Source organism: Kineococcus gynurae (assembly GCF_042433995.1).
GTDB classification, from domain to species: Bacteria; Actinomycetota; Actinomycetes; order Actinomycetales; family Kineococcaceae; genus Kineococcus; species Kineococcus gynurae.
The window spans coordinates 84206-98565 of sequence record NZ_JBHLUI010000012.1 but is presented as its reverse complement, the minus strand read 5'-3'; the positions used below and the strand labels follow the sequence as shown (position 1 = coordinate 98565).

Sequence of the window (14360 nt, the reverse complement as noted above, 5' to 3'; positions counted from 1 at the left end):
GACGGGCCGGCGGAGGCCGACCGGGATCACCCGCCGACGCCCACCATCGCGCTGATCCGCGCGCCGAGGCGGGCCACCGCCGCCCGAACCTCCTCGGGTCCGAGGATCTCGGCCCGCACGCCCAGGCGGGCCAGGTGCAACGCGAGCCAGTCCGGATCCTCCACGCCCGCGACCAGCAGGCAGCGCCCCGGGTCGTCGGGATGCTCGGGGTCGGGACCGACGCGACCGACCTCGACCGGCACGAGGGCCCGCACGTGGTCCGCGGAGGCGTCCAGGCGGATCCGCGCCTCGGCCACGACGGGCCAGGAGGAGACCGAGCGGTGCACGTGCGCGACCGGGTCGGGGTGCTCGCGTGGGGTGGAGCGGAAGGTGGAGGCGACGACCTCGGCCATCCGGTCCAACCGGAAGGTCCGCCAGTCGTCGCGGTCCAGGTCGAAGGCCAGCAGGTACCACCGCCGCCCCGTCGTCACCATGCGGACCGGTTCGACCGTGCGCGGGCTGGGCGTCCCGTTGCGGTCGCGGTAGGCGAAGCGGACCCGCACCTGGTCCCGGCAGGCCCGGGCGATGGTCATGAGCGTGTCGGCGTCGATCGCGGCCACCGGCCCCGGCAGCAGAGCGGTCGCCTCGTGCAGCGTCCGCACCTCCGAGCGCAGCCGGGGCGGCATGACCTGGTGGAGCTTGGTCATGGCCCGCAGGGCCGCGTCCTCGGCCCCCACCACCGTCCCGCCCGTCGCCAGGCGCAGGGACACCGCGGTGGCGATCGCCTCCTCGTCGTCGAGCAGCAGGGGCGGGAGCTTCGTCCCCGCCCCCAGCCGGTACCCGCCGCCCACGCCGACCCGGGCCAGCACCGGGTACCCCAGCGAGCGCAGCCGCTCGACGTCGCGGCGCACGCACCGTTCGGTGACCCCGAGGGTCGCGGCGAGCTCGGCCGCGGTCCACGACGGTCGGCGCTGCAGCAGCGACAGCAACCGCAGCACCCGCTCGGTCGTCCCGTTCGCGTCCATGCCGGCATCCTCCGCCCGAACCCGGACCGACCCTGTCCGGATGAGGGTCCAGTGTCACGGCATGAGCACCCTCGACGTCAACGCCCTCCTCCGCGAGCAGTGGGAGGAGCACTGGACCGGTCAGGTCCGCCCCCGTCTCGTCGGCCTCACCGACGAGGAGTACTTCTGGGAACCCGTCCCGGGCTGCTGGAACGTACGCCCCCGCGGCACGAGCACCGCTGCGCTGCAGGGCGGCTCGGGGACCATGACCATCGACTTCGCGTTCGACGCCCCCTCCCCGGAGCCGGTGACCACGATCGCCTGGCGCCTCGGCCACCTGCTCGTCGCCGTCCTCGGCGCCCGCAACGCCGCACACTTCGGCGGCCCGCCCACCGACTACCTGGGCTACGACTACCCCACCGGGGCCGCCGACGCGCTGGACCGTCTCGACGCGGCGACGGCCGCCTGGTCGGCGGGCGTCGCCTCGCTCGGCGAGGAGGGGTTGTCCCGCCCGTGCGGACCGGCCGAGGGCGACCTGGCCGGACGCCCCTTCGCCCACCTCGTGCTGCTCGTGCACCGGGAGCTGCTGCACCACCTCGCCGAGGTGTGCCTGCTGCGCGACCTCCACCACCACGGTCGCGGGGAAGGGGTCCGGCGATGAGCCGCGAGTTCCAGGTCACGGTGGACTGCGCCGATCCCGAGGCCCTGGCGACGTTCTGGGCGGCGGCCCTCGACTACGTGGTCCAACCCCCGCCGGAGGGTTTCGAGTCCTGGCCCGCCGCGCTCACCGCGTTCGGGGTGCCCGCGGAACGACAGGGTGACGCGCACGCCGTCGTCGACCCGGACGGCCGCGGTCCCCGCCTGTTCTTCCAGCGCGTCCCCGAGGCGAAACGCGTGAAGAACCGGGTCCACCTCGACCTGCGGGCCGCCCCCGACGCCGGGCCCGAGGACCGGATGGCCGCCCTGGAGGTCGAGGCGGAGCGCCTGGTCGCCCTCGGCGCGACGCGTCGGCGGCGGGTCGAACCGGATCCGCCCCTGGTCGGGGGTTTCCTCGTGATGAGCGACCCGGAGGGCAACGAGTTCTGCCTCGACTGAACCCGGGTTCAGCGTCCCGTCACCGAGAAGTGCTGGTAGTCCTTGAGCGACGTCCAGGCCCCGCCCCACCGGAAGCCGTTGCGCTGGAACGTCTGCACGGTCGCGTCGCCGGCGACCACGCGACCCGGGGCCGGGGTGCGCACCAGGTGCGCGCGTCCGGCCGCGGGCAGAACCGTGGCGCCCCGGACGTAGGGGTTCTCCACGGGGTTGAGATCGATCGCGGTGCCGTAGGAGTGCTCGGAGAACCGGGTGCTGCCCACGGCCTGGCGGCAGTTGAACGCCGAGGTGTTGTCGGCGGCCATCGAGGCGTCGTCGGACCCGCCGAACGCCTCGACCGGGCGCATCGAGGCGACGGGGAAACCGGCCACGTACAGGTCGTCGAAGATGCGGACGGTGGCCGCGGCGACGTCGGCGTGCACGACGATCGAGCCCGTCCGGGCGCGACCGGCCAGGTCCACCGTGGGGACGGTCACGCGACGCAGGTCGGCCGGGCCCACGGGGCACCCCGGTCGCCAGCTCGCGCCCAGGTCGGCCGCGGTCACCGCCTCGACCGCGGCCGGTCGCGCGGCCACCCGGACCTGCTCCAGCAGGTCGGCCGAGACGCTGCTCGGCCCACCCAGGACCTCGACCCGGGTGAGGGCACCCCCGTCGCGGCGCAACCAGGCCCGCGTCGCCGTCCCGAGGTCGCCCGGCCCGGCCGTGAGCAGGACGGGGGCGCCCAGCGCGCCCCCGCGACCGGCCCCGGCGAGCGCGTCGGCGAACCGTCGCCCGTCGGCCAGCAGCACCCGCCCCGGGACCCAGCCGAAGTCCTGCCGGGCCAGGTCGGCCACGGCGACCGCCGTCGCCTGCCGGTCCCCGCCCGCGACCCGGCGGACCGTCATCCCGAGGCTGCGCACCTGCTCCAGCACGGCGTCCGGTACGGCCTGCGCCCCGCCGACGACCAGGACCTGCTGCACCCCCGCCTGCCGCAGCGAGCGCGCTGCGCTCGGGGACAGCGCACCCGGCGCGGTGAGGACGAGCGGCAGACGCTCGCGCGTCGCCAGCGGTCCGGCGCTCAGCGCGTCGGCGAAGGCCGTGCCCGAGACGAGGATCCCCGTACGGCGACCCTGCATCGTCCCGGCCGGGGCCGACCGGGCGTCGTAGGTCTCGGCCACGGTCAGTTCGTTGGTGGCGTAACGGTCCGCACCACCGAGCCGGCGCACGTCCTGACCGGGGCGGGAGGCGGCAACCTGCGCGGCGAGGGCCGGGGAGAGGACGTCGGTCGAGCCGAGGACCCACGCCGGGCGGTCGGCGAGGTCGGTGAGGAGTTCGGCGCTCTCCGTGGGCAGGCCCCCCTCCCGGCCGAGCACCACCGCGCCCCGGCCACCGGCGAGCAGGTTGACCGCCGACAGCGCGTCGGGGAAGTCCTCGCCACCGACCACGACCGGACGGGTCCGGTCGCTCAGGCCCGCCGTCCCCGCTCCGGCCCGGGCGACCGCCACCGCCGTCGCGTACCGGTCGTCCCCGGCCAGTCGGACGACGTCCGTACCCGCCGCCGCGGCGGGAGCCACCGGAACCGTCGTCAGCGCGGCGGCCAGCCCGACCGCGACGAGCATCCCCACCGGACCGCGTCGTGCCCTCATCCGGGACCTCCCCCTGGTCATCCTCGTCACCCTCGTCACGCCGAGCCGCCAGTCGACCACGGAGAGCTGCCGACTGTCAGCCGTCGTGCGGGATGCGTTCACCCCGGTCCCGTTCCACAGTGGCGCCGACGCGGCCACCCGGCCCCGTCACCGCCACGACGGAGGAGAATCCGTGCCCGACTTCGGAGACATCACCGAGAAGGCCAGCGACGCCGGCATCGAGAAGGCCGGGGACGCGGCCGACGCCAAGACCGGCGGCAAGCACGCCGAGCAGGTCGACAAGGCCCAGCAGGCGGCCGACGACAAGATCGGCAACTGACCCACCCCCTCCCCACCCTCTGACCCGCCCCACCGTGATCAAGGAATTCCTCCCACCCGCCCAGGCGTCCCGGGCCTGCTGGGACGTCCGGGACGGAGGCAAGATTCCTTGATCACGGGAGGGTGGAGGGGTGGATCGAGGGGGTGGATCGAGGGGGTGGATCAGGGGGCGGCGGGGGTGGCGAGGACGCCGTCCGGGTCGACCCGGGCGACGATCCGGCGGCGGCGCTCGAGGTTCGGGCCCCAGCAGGCGCGGGCGCGGTCGGGGAGGGTCGCGTCGGCGTAGTTCACGTAGGCGGAGTCCCCCGCCCACGGACGCAGGGCCTCCCGGGTCCCCGTGACCACCGCGTCGAAGGGGGCCGGGTCCCGCTCGCCGGTCCAGGTCGCGGTGTGCTGCACGGTGGCGAGCGCCGTGCGCCAGGGGAACGCCGAATCGGCCGCGGCCACGTCGGCGACCGCACCCCCCAGGGCGTCGACGGAGATCCCCGCCTCGACCGCGCCCGCCGGTCGCGTCTCGCCGAGGGCGCCGACCGCGGCGACCATCGCGTCGATCCCCGCGTCCGGCAACGGGTCCCCGAGCATGGAACTGGTGGCCGCGAAGGGGAGGCGGTGCTCGGCGTCGAGCGCGCGGGCGGTGCAGGCGGCTGCGTCGAGACCGGAACACCCTGCGGCGTAGGCCATCGCGGCCCCGTACCCCAACCGCCGGGCGGAACTCGCGGTCGGGGTCGGCAGGGCCGTGAGCAACGGGGCGAGGACCTGCTCGAGCGGGGCCGACCCGGTCCACGACCCCGACACCTGGACCCGGGGTCCGTCCGCGTCGACCAGCAGTTTCGTCGTCGACCACAGCTCCCGCGGCGCGTCGGCGATCCACGACTGCCAGGCGGCGAGGACGTCGGCGGCCCGGTCGAAGGACCAGCGCCGGTAGAACATCGTGACGTCGGGCGCCGGACGCACCGCGAAGGTCCACCCGGTGACGGCCACGATGCCCGGACCGCCGCCGCGCACCGCCCAGAACAGGTCCGGTTCCTGCTCGGCGTCGACGGTCCGGGCCCGACCGTCGGCGGTCACCACGTCCGCGGCGACGACCTGGTCGCAGGTCAGGCCGAGACTCCGCGACAGGACGCCGACCCCGCCGCCCAGGGTGAGGCCGCTGATCCCTATGGTGGGGCACGAGCCCGCCCCCAGGGCCACCCCCGCCCCCGCGGCGGCCGCGTACACGTCGACCAGGCGCGCCCCCGCGCCCACCCGCATCCGTCCGGCCCCGGCGTCGACCCGCACCGCGTCGAGACCGGAGAGGTCGGCCACGAGTCCCTCGCCCACCGACCAGCCCCCGTAGGAGTGCCCGCCGTTGCGCAACCGCAGCCCGGCGCCCCCCGCGACCCCGCCCTCGGCGACGAACCGGACGCAGGCCTGCACGTCGGCGACGCTGCGACAGGTCACGACGCCCTCGGGTCGGGCGCGGAACCGGGGGTTGTAGCTCAGGGCGGCCGGGTCGTACCCGGGTGAACCGGGCCGGCGGAGGTCGGCGACGGCGCCGGCCAGGTCGTCCCACCCCGGTGTCGGCGTCGCCGTGGCGGTGGCGCTCGGCGAGGGACCGGCGGGCGGGGCGTCCGGCCCCTGGCAGGCGGCCGCCCCCAGACCGCCCAGCGCCAGCAGACCTCCGCGCAGCAGCGTCCGACGACGGGCATCGACCATGCCCCCAGCCTGCCCCACGCCTGTCCCGCACCTGCCCCACACCTGCCTCGACCGGAGGGCCCGGGCAGGATGAGGCATGGACACCCACGCCGCGCCGCCCCCGCACGACGTCGACGTCCCCGCGCCGCCCCGGTGGTCGATCGGGTTGTTGCCCGCGCTGCTGGTGGTCTCGGCCGCCCCGCTGTTCTTCTACGTCCGGCTGGAGTGGCCCCCGGCCCGCTGGATCGGCATCGCGACCATCGCCGCCGGGTTGCTGCTCGCCCACCTCTGGCGGGACCGCCTCACGGCGGAACGACGGGCGGCGGGGGTGGACGACTCCCGGTTCCCGCGCCCGCCCAGCCTGCTGCGCGACCTGTCGCTGGTCGCCCTGGGACTGCTGATCGTGAGCACGACCGCGCTCAAGGCCGGGCTCAGCGACCTGGACATGGTGCGGTTCACCGTGGTGCTCGGCTCCGCGGTCGCCGTCCCCTACCTCGTCTCCCGCTTCGTCTACCGGGACCGGGCCATCGGGTTCCCCTGGCGGGGCGGTTCCCGGTGGTCGCGGCTGCAGAAGGCGTGGTTGGTCGCTGCGCTGGTGCTCGGCTGGTTGCTGCTGCCGACGTACTTCATCACCACGGGCGTCTACCTGAACTGGCCGCACGTCACCACGACCGACCTGATGGTGCGTCTCGGGATCGGGGTGAGCGCGGTCGGGATCTGGGACGAGCTGTTCTTCGTCTGCACCTGCTTCGCCCTGCTGCGTCGGCACTTCCCGTTCCCGGCGGCGAACCTGCTGCAGGCCGTGGTCTTCGCGTCGTTCCTCTGGGAGCTCGGCTACCAGGCGTGGGGACCGGCGTTCACGTTCCCCTTCGCCCTGGTCCAGGCCGCGATCTTCGTCCGGACCCGCTCGCTCGGGTACGTCGTCTGCGTGCACCTGCTCTTCGACCTCGTCGTCTGGGGGGTCATGGTGCACGCGCACAACCCCGGCCTGCTGGACGCGTTCTTCCTCGTCTCGCCCTGATCCCCACTCTCCCCGCCGGACCCGGCCGGCGACGCAGGAGGCCCGCCGTCGGACGACGGCGGGCCTCCTGGTGCGGCGGGCGGCTCAGCGGTTGCTGGGCACGGTCTCCGGCTCGACGAGCGGACCGGGGACCGCGGCCAGCTCCGGGGCCTGCGGGTGCAGGGCCTGGTACTGCGGGTCGTGGCGCAGCTCCTTCAGCAGGGAGATCCCCAGCAGGGTCACGATCACCGTGAACGGCAGGGCCGAGAGGAGGGCCGCCTGCTGCAGCGCCTGCAGGCCACCGGCCAGCAGCAGCACGATCGCGCAGAGCCCGGTGAGCGCGCCCCAGGCGATGAGGACGGGGCGGCGGGGGAACATCGTGCCCTTGGAGGAGAGCATCCCCAGCACGTAGGTGTTCGCGTCGGCCCCCGAGATGAAGAACAGCGCCACGAGCAGGACGGCCATGGCCGAGGTGATCCCGGTCAACGGCAGGTTGTCGAGCATCGAGAAGAAGGCGTTGTTGATGTTCTCGGTCGTGGCCGCCGCGATGCCCGCACCGTCCATGTCGAACTTGATCGCGGACCCGCCGAAGATGGTGAACCAGCCGAAGAACACCAGGCTCGGGACGACCAGGACGCCGGCGACGAACTGCCGGATCGTGCGCCCCTTGGAGATCTTGGCCAGGAAGACGCCCACGAAGGCGCCCCAGCTGAGCCACCACGCCATCATGAAGTAGGTCCACCACTGCATCCACTGCATGTCGTCGGCGCTGAGCGGGGTGGTCAGGCTGGTGCTGAGGAACTCCGTCCCGTACTGGCCGACGGACCGGACGAACAGGTTGGAGACGAAGTCGGTCGGGCCGAACACGACGACGAAGACGGCCAGACCGATCGCGAGGATGGTGGTGGTCTGGCTGATCAGCTTGACCCCGCGGTGCACGCCGGACAGCGCCGACAGCGTGAACAGGACGGTGACCACGACGATCACGACGATCTGGGTCCCGACGCCGGTCGGGGTGCCGAAGATGCGGTTCATCCCCTCGTCGATCTGGGAGGAACCGAGACCCAGCGAGGTGGTGGTGCCGAACAGCGTCGCGATGATCGCGAACACGTCGATCGCCTTGCCGAACCACCCGTCGACCGCCGGGCCGAGCACGGGGCGCAGCATGGGCGAGATCAGCCCGGAACGGCCCTTGCGGTGCCGCGACCAGGCGATCGCCAGACCGAAGACCGCGAAGATGGACCAGGCGTGCGGACCCCAGTCGAAGAAGCTGTACTGCATGGCCAGGACGGCGGCGTCCATGGTCCCCGCCTCGGCCAGGCCGTGCGGCGGGGCGGCGAAGTGCGAGATGGGTTCGGCGACGCCGTAGCTGATGAGCCCGACGCCCATCACCGCCGACAGGATCATGGCCAGCCAGGCCCAGGTGGAGAACTCGGGCCGGTCCTCCGGCTGCCCCAGCCGGATGGCGCCGTAGCGGGTGAGGGCCAGGTAGAGCAGGAAGACGAAGCAGCCCAGCGGGACGATGAGGTAGCTCCACCCCACCGACGAGGTCACCCACCCGCTGGCGGCGGTCATCACCGTGGACAGGTTCTCCGGGCCGAGCGAGGCCCAGAGGACGAAGACGGCCAGGAGGGCGACCGCGGCCCAGAAGACGGGACCGACGCCGTGCCGGCCCGGTCCGTCCGCGAAGGGGACGTCCACCCGCGACGCGCGCAGGCTGCGCCGGGAAGTCGGGGAATCGGCCATGTCGAGGCCTTCCTTCTGTGAGGAGGGTGCGGGGGGAACCACCGGTAGGACGCGTTCGGAAGGACAAGGGTCGGCGAAGCGGGGTGGGAAGCCTCCGTCGCATCGACCCTGATGCATGGTAAGAGCGTAGGTTCACCGAGCGGGCTGGTCAAGGGTTTCCGCATTCCGAACCGATGACGGGCACGTTTCCCAGGGGCGTCACGCCCGCGGCAGCCGCCGCCACACCCACGTTGTATGCATGAATGACGCCGGGCCGGTCGGGTGCTCCCCGACCGGCCCGGCGTGGCGTGCTGGTGTGGCGTGACGTACGTGGTGCGGAGTGGCGATCAGCGGAAGGCGGGGACGACCTCGTCGACGAACAGGGCGAGGGAGGCCTTCTTCTCCTCGTGGGACATGCTGTTGTCGATCCAGAAGCTGTACTCGTCGACGCCGAGCTCCTGGTAGGCGCGGATGCGGGCCACGACCTCCTCGGGGGTCCCGATCATGGCCGTGCGGTGCAGCGAGTCGAGCTCGAACTCGGGACGCTCCGCGAACTTCTCCTCGGGGCTGGGCTCCAGGAAGCCGTTCTTCGGCGTGGTCTTGTTGCCGAACCACGCGTCGAAGGTCCGGTAGAAGCGCGAGATCGCCTCGGCCGCCGGACGCCAGCCCTCGGGCTGGTCGGCCGGGTGCACGTGGGTGTGCCGCAGGACCATCAGCTGGGGGCGGGGCACGTCGGGGTTGGCGGCGCACGCGGCGTCGAACTTGTCGCGCAGGGCCACCACCTCCTCGTCGCCCTTCATCAGCGGGGTGACCATGACGTTGCACCCGTTGGCGACGGCGAACTTGTGCGACTCGGGGTCGCGGGCCGCGATCCAGACCGGCGGGTCGGGCTGCTGCACCGGCTTGGGGACGCTGGTCGACGTCGGGAACTGCCAGATCTTGCCGTCGTGGGCGTAGTCCCCCGCCCACAGCTTGCGCATGGCGGGCACGAGCTCGCGCAGGTGCTCCCCACCGTCGGACGCCGGCATGCCCCCGGCCATCCGGTCGAACTCGAACTGGTAGGCCCCGCGGGCCAGACCGATCTCCGCGCGCCCCCCGCTGATGACGTCGAGCAGGGCGCACTCCCCCGCCGCCCGGATCGGGTTCCAGAACGGCGCGATCACCGTTCCGGCCCCGAGGCGGATGGTCGACGTGCGCGCCGCGAGGTAGGCGAGCTGCGGCATCGGGTTGGGCGAGACGGTGTACTCCATCGAGTGGTGCTCACCGATCCAGACGGTGGAGAAGCCACCGGCCTCGGCCATGAGCGTCAGCTCGGTGAGGTTCTCGAAGAGCTCGGAGTGGCTGACCGTCTCGTCCCACCGCTCCATGTGGACGAACAAGGAGAACTTCATGCTGTCGACCGTGCCTTTCCTGCTGCTGGGTGTTCTGCGGATGGTCCTCAGGTGATCGCGGAATCGGTCATGACCTCGCGGGCGGAGGCCATGACGTGGTCGCGCATCGCGTACTCGGCGCCGATCCCGTCCTTCTCGACGATGAGGTCGAGGATGCGGCGGTGCTCCCCGCTGGAGCGGTTCAGCCGGCCCGGGTGGCGGACCGAACGCAGCACCATGCGGTGGTAGGACAGTTGGTTCATCAGGCTGGTGTAGTGCTCGACGAGCTTGTGGTTGTCGCTGCCCTCGACGATGACCCGGTGGAACTCGTGGACCAGCTCGGCGTACTCGTCGTGCCGCCCGGCCGCGGTGGCCTTCTCCGCCCGGCCGACGTTGCGCTCCAGGAGCTCCAGCTCGGCGACGTCGCCGCGCGCCGCGAGCAGGCGGGCGGCCAGACCCTCGAGGACCTCCTTGACCTGGAACATCTCGCCGATCTCGCGGCGGGTGATGCGTCGGACGAAGGTGCCCACCTTGGGGCGGATCTCGACGAGCCCCTCGACCTGCAGCTGCTTCAGGGCCTCCCGGACCGGGGTCCGGCTCACCTCGAACTGCTCGGCCAGCCGCACCTCCGACAGGGCCGTCCCGGGGACGCAGTCGTCGCCCAGGACGTACTGCCGCAGGCGGGGCAGGAGGCTCAGGGCCCCCGGCCCCGTCGGTCGGGCGGTGGTCTCGTCGGTGCTCATCGGGCTCTCCTCGGGGCTGCGGTCCACGACGACGGCCGGATCATCCCGGGGCCGGACCGGCCGCGTCCATCTCGGCCAGCGTGACGTCCCCGGTGGCCCAGTGCGTCCGGGGGACCTCGTGGACCACGACCCGGACGTGCTCGGGTCGCGCCGCCACCGTGCGGACGACGGCCGCGTGGACCTCGTGCAGGAGGGCCCGGAGCTGCTCCGGGGTGCGCCCGGCGGACAGCGTGACGTCGATCTGGGGCACGGTCAGCTCCTCATGATGAAGGGGTCGGCCACCGGGTCCTCGCTCGTGTTGATCCACACGCTCTTGAGCCGGGTGTACTCCTTGATGCTCTCCACACCGTGCTCCACGCCCACGCCCGAGTTCTTGAAACCCTGCCGCGGCGACATGGGCGACATGGCCCGGTAGGTGTTCACCCAGATCGTCCCGGCCTCGAGCCGGTCGGCGAGCCGGTGCGCCCGGGACAGGTTGCTCGTCCAGACCCCGGCGGCGAGACCGAACTCGGTGTCGTTGGCCAGGGCCACGACCTCGTCCTCGGTGTCGAAGGGCATGATCGCGGCCACCGGGCCGAAGATCTCCTCACGGACCACGCGCATCGAGTTGTCGACGTCGGTCAGGACGGTGGGTTCGAAGAAGTACCCCCCCAGCCCGCCGTCGGTGGCCCGTCCCCCGGTCAGGACGGTGGCCCCCTCGCTGACGCCGAGGTCGACGTACCCGGCGACCTTGTCGCGCTGGTCGGCGAAGGCCAGCGGACCCAGCTCGGTCTCGGCCAGCAGCGGGTCGCCGATGACGATGCTGCGCGCACGGTCGGCGACGCGCTGCAGGAGCTCGTCGTAGACCGACCGGTGCGCGAATACCCGGCTGCCGGCGATGCAGGTCTGCCCCGCCGCGGCGAAGATGCCGGCCACGACGCCCATCGCGGCGTTGGCCACGTCGGCGTCGTCGAAGACGATGTTGGGCGACTTCCCGCCGAGTTCCAGGGTCGTGCCGATGAAGCGCGAGGCCGCGCTCGCCGCGATGAGCGCCCCGGTGCGGGTGCTGCCGGTGAAGGAGATCTTGGCCAGCCCGCGGTGGTCGACGAGGGCCTGCCCCGCCTCCGCCCCGAACCCGGTGACCACGTTCAGCGCGCCCGGCGGGAACCCGGCCTCGTCGACCAGCTCGGCCAGGCGCAGCACGGTGGCCGAGGTGTACTCCGAGGGTTTCACCACGACGGTGTTGCCCGCGCACAGGGCGGGGGCGAGCTTGCTCGTGGTCAGCGTGAGCGGCGAGTTCCACGGGGTGATGGCGCCCACGACCCCCAGCGGTTCCCGCCGGGTGTAGTTGAGGACCCGGCGGTCGGAGGTGGGGATGGTGTCGCCCTGGATCTTGTCGGCGAGCCCCGCGTAGTAGTGGTAGTACTCCGGCAGGACCGCGAGCTGCCCGCGCATCTCGCGCAGCAGCTTGCCGTTGTCCTGGGTCTCCATCCGGGCGAGCTCCTCGGCGTTCTCGCCGATGAGTTCGCCGAGACGGCGCAGCAGGTGCCCCCGCTTCGTCTGGCTGAGGTCGCGCCAGCGCGGGTCCTCGAAGGCGTCGCGGGCCGCGCGCACCGCGAGGTCGACGTCGGCGGCGGTGCCGCGGGCGGCCTCGTAGAGGTCCTCGCCCGTGGCCGGGTTGGTGCTGGTGAAGTACTCCCCGCCCTGGGGCGGGCGGGCGGCCCCACCGATGTGGTGCTCAGTTCGCCGAAGCTGCGACATGGCTCCTCTTCCGCACGAAGGTGGTCAGGATGGAGACGAACGGCTCGGGGTCGGTGACCGGGAGCATGTGCCTGGCCCCGGGCACCACGACGGCCTCGCACCCCGGGATCGCCCCGGCCAACCGGTGCGTCATCTCCGGGGTGGACCCCCCGTCGAGCTCACCGGTGACGGCGAGCGCCGGCCGGTCGATCCGGGGCAGTTCCGGGCCGATCTCGGCGTCGGCGGTCGCGAAGACGCGGTAGCAGGCCAGGAAGGATTCGCGGTCGTTGGCCAGCAGGACCTCCCGCGTCCGGGCCACGACCGCCGCGGGGACGGCGGTGCCCTCGAACCAGCGGCGCAGGGACGCCTCGGCGCCGGCCGCGAAGTCCGCCTCGGAGGCGGCCAGCCGGCCGAGCACCGCGGCCCGTTCCTCCGGGGTGCGCCGGCAGACCGAGTTCAGCGACACGAGCGCGCCCACGAGGTCCGGACGGAACCGGGCGAGGTGCTGGGCGACCAGGGCGCCGAGGGAGAACCCCACGACGACCGCCCCCGCGGGGACCTGCCCGGCCACCGCTGCGGCCAGGTCGGCCAGCGTGGTCCCGGCGGCGACGGGCGGGTTGCTGCCGTGGCCGGGCAGGTCGGGGGTGAGCACCTCGAAACCGTCCGCGACGAGCAGGGCCCGCACGGGTCCCCACATCGAGGCGTCCAGGCCCACCCCGTGCAGCAGCACGACCGGGGGCCGGGCCCCGGTGGCCGGGCTCACTGCTCCGAGGACAACGGGGCCAACCGCTGCTGCGGACGGCCCTGGGCCGCGGCGGCGAGGGCGACGACGATCTCCCCGGGGTGCGGGGCGTCGGCGAGGCGGACCTCGACGCTCTGGTGGTGGGAGCGGATGGTCGCGTCGGTGATGTGCTTGAGCGGGATGTCGAACACGGTCCCCGCCGCGGCGCGCTTCTCCACCGCGGGCAGCAGGGTGGTGGCCGAGGCCGCCCTGCGGAAGTGGTCGCCGAACTTGAGCGTGTGGATGAGCGCCGATCCGTGCTCCACCTCGCCGTCGAGGCCGACGATGGCGGCCTTGCCGTAGGCCTCGGCCGGGGCGCCGAGGGCCTCGAGCACCCGGGGGGCCAGCAGCGCCCCGACGTCGGAGGCGGTGGCCTCGATCCCCGGCGCCAGGTCCTCGACGAAACCCTGACCCGCCCAGGGGTTGTCGATGACGGCGGCGACGACCGCGATGCGGGCGGCGGGCTCGACGGCCCGGCCACCCTCCTGGTGGATCTCCTCCACCACGGTGACGAGTTTGCGGACTGCCATCAGAGGATTCCTTCCAGGAGGTCGGCGCTGATCACCGGGTCGGTGCTGCGGTCGCCGATGCGGGCGTGCGGGCGCGGGCCGGTCGAGGCCGCGGCGATGACGACGATCTCGTCGGCCCGGGGGGCGTCGGAGACCCGGGCGGTGATGGTCTGGTAGTGGCTGCGGGTGGCCGCGTGGGTCTTGTGCCACAACGGCACCACGAGCGACTCCCCGGCCTCGGCCCGGGCGTCGGCGAAGCAGATGATGGACTCCCCCTGCAGGAAGTCGCGCATGAGGTTGCCGAAGTACGGGGTGTGGATGAGGGCGCCCCCGTGCTCGATCTCCCCGGCGGTGCCGATGATGGCGGCCTTGCCGAACGCCTCGACGGCCTCGGCCCCGCCCAGGGCCGCGGCGAGCTGGTCGGTCAGCAGCCGGGCGAGCCCGGGGGCGACGGCCGCCACCGCCGGGGCCAGGTCCGTCGTGGCCGGCGTCCCGACCCACGGGTTGGCGATGACGGCGGCCGCGGTGGCCCGCAGCGCGGTCCGCGCGGGTCCGACCCCGTTCTCCAGGAGCACCTCCTCGCGGTACAGCACCGTCTTGCGCAGGACGGTGGCCAGCGCGTCGGGCACGCGGGGACGCTCGGGGGCGGTGGCGGCGGTCGGAGGCATCGGCTGCCCTCTCCTCGGGTCCGTGGTCGCGCTGCTCTGCGCTCACCGGGGCTGACGACCGGACGACCCGGTCGCTTGCATGGTAGAGACCGTAACCCCGCCGACCGGTTGCCGTCCAGACCCTGAGCCGCACCTTCTCGGCACCGGTCTCGG

At 73.4% G+C, this 14360-nt stretch carries 15 protein-coding genes; 4 read left to right on the top strand and 11 right to left on the bottom strand.

The window, feature by feature from the left end:
* Positions 1-26: 26 nt before the first annotated feature.
* Positions 27-1004 (bottom strand): helix-turn-helix transcriptional regulator, encoded by a 978-nt coding sequence (locus ACFFKU_RS16470; RefSeq protein WP_380139646.1) that lies wholly within the window; start codon positions 1002-1004, stop codon positions 27-29.
* Positions 1005-1065: 61 nt separating this feature from the next.
* Between ACFFKU_RS16470 and ACFFKU_RS16465 the strand changes: the two genes are divergently transcribed.
* Together ACFFKU_RS16465 and ACFFKU_RS16460 are read left to right on the top strand one after the other, a co-directional pair.
* On the top strand, positions 1066-1644 hold the full coding sequence (locus ACFFKU_RS16465) for a DinB family protein (protein WP_380139644.1): 579 nt from the start codon (positions 1066-1068) through the stop codon (positions 1642-1644).
* Positions 1641-2078, top strand: coding sequence for a VOC family protein (locus ACFFKU_RS16460; RefSeq protein WP_380139642.1), 438 nt, complete (start codon positions 1641-1643; stop codon positions 2076-2078). Before ACFFKU_RS16465 ends, ACFFKU_RS16460 begins: the two co-directional genes overlap by 4 nt.
* A gap of 8 nt (positions 2079-2086) precedes the next feature.
* Here the strand turns inward: ACFFKU_RS16460 and ACFFKU_RS16455 are convergent, their stop codons facing one another.
* Positions 2087-3700: a cell wall-binding repeat-containing protein gene (locus ACFFKU_RS16455; RefSeq protein WP_380139640.1), complete on the bottom strand. Its 1614-nt coding sequence runs from the start codon at positions 3698-3700 to the stop codon at positions 2087-2089.
* 172 nt (positions 3701-3872) lie between these two features.
* On the opposite strand from ACFFKU_RS16455, the gene ACFFKU_RS16450 reads away from it, so the two are divergent.
* Positions 3873-4019, top strand: coding sequence for an antitoxin (locus ACFFKU_RS16450; RefSeq protein ID WP_380139639.1), 147 nt, complete (start codon positions 3873-3875; stop codon positions 4017-4019).
* Between the two features lie 161 nt (positions 4020-4180).
* Here ACFFKU_RS16450 and ACFFKU_RS16445 read toward each other — a convergent pair whose 3' ends face one another.
* On the bottom strand, positions 4181-5713 hold the full coding sequence (locus tag ACFFKU_RS16445) for an FAD-binding oxidoreductase (protein ID WP_380139637.1): 1533 nt from the start codon (positions 5711-5713) through the stop codon (positions 4181-4183).
* 76 nt (positions 5714-5789) lie between these two features.
* On the opposite strand from ACFFKU_RS16445, the gene ACFFKU_RS16440 reads away from it, so the two are divergent.
* Entirely contained in the window at positions 5790-6713 is a 924-nt protein-coding gene (locus ACFFKU_RS16440; RefSeq protein WP_380139635.1) for a CPBP family intramembrane glutamic endopeptidase, read from the top strand.
* Positions 6714-6797: 84 nt separating this feature from the next.
* Here ACFFKU_RS16440 and ACFFKU_RS16435 read toward each other — a convergent pair whose 3' ends face one another.
* The 8 genes from ACFFKU_RS16435 to ACFFKU_RS16400 form a co-directional block, all read right to left on the bottom strand.
* The gene (locus ACFFKU_RS16435; RefSeq protein WP_380139633.1) at positions 6798-8438 is read right to left on the bottom strand and encodes a BCCT family transporter; all 1641 of its coding nucleotides are present in this window, start codon (positions 8436-8438) and stop codon (positions 6798-6800) included.
* A gap of 326 nt (positions 8439-8764) precedes the next feature.
* The gene (locus ACFFKU_RS16430) at positions 8765-9808 is read right to left on the bottom strand and encodes an LLM class flavin-dependent oxidoreductase (RefSeq protein ID WP_380139632.1); all 1044 of its coding nucleotides are present in this window, start codon (positions 9806-9808) and stop codon (positions 8765-8767) included.
* A 47-nt stretch (positions 9809-9855) separates the two neighbouring features.
* A complete protein-coding gene (locus ACFFKU_RS16425) occupies positions 9856-10530 on the bottom strand; it encodes a GntR family transcriptional regulator (protein ID WP_380139630.1) in 675 nt (224 codons plus the stop codon).
* 40 nt (positions 10531-10570) lie between these two features.
* Entirely contained in the window at positions 10571-10780 is a 210-nt protein-coding gene (locus ACFFKU_RS16420; RefSeq protein ID WP_380139628.1) for a tautomerase family protein, read from the bottom strand.
* 2 nt (positions 10781-10782) lie between these two features.
* Positions 10783-12270: an aldehyde dehydrogenase gene (locus ACFFKU_RS16415; protein WP_380139626.1), complete on the bottom strand. Its 1488-nt coding sequence runs from the start codon at positions 12268-12270 to the stop codon at positions 10783-10785.
* The gene (locus ACFFKU_RS16410) at positions 12248-13012 is read right to left on the bottom strand and encodes an alpha/beta fold hydrolase (RefSeq protein WP_380139624.1); all 765 of its coding nucleotides are present in this window, start codon (positions 13010-13012) and stop codon (positions 12248-12250) included. The genes ACFFKU_RS16415 and ACFFKU_RS16410 overlap by 23 nt, the downstream gene beginning before the upstream one ends.
* Positions 13009-13560: an amino acid synthesis family protein gene (locus ACFFKU_RS16405; RefSeq protein ID WP_380139622.1), complete on the bottom strand. Its 552-nt coding sequence runs from the start codon at positions 13558-13560 to the stop codon at positions 13009-13011. The genes ACFFKU_RS16410 and ACFFKU_RS16405 overlap by 4 nt, the downstream gene beginning before the upstream one ends.
* Entirely contained in the window at positions 13560-14207 is a 648-nt protein-coding gene (locus ACFFKU_RS16400; protein ID WP_380139620.1) for an amino acid synthesis family protein, read from the bottom strand. Before ACFFKU_RS16400 ends, ACFFKU_RS16405 begins: the two co-directional genes overlap by 1 nt.
* Positions 14208-14360: the final 153 nt, after the last annotated feature.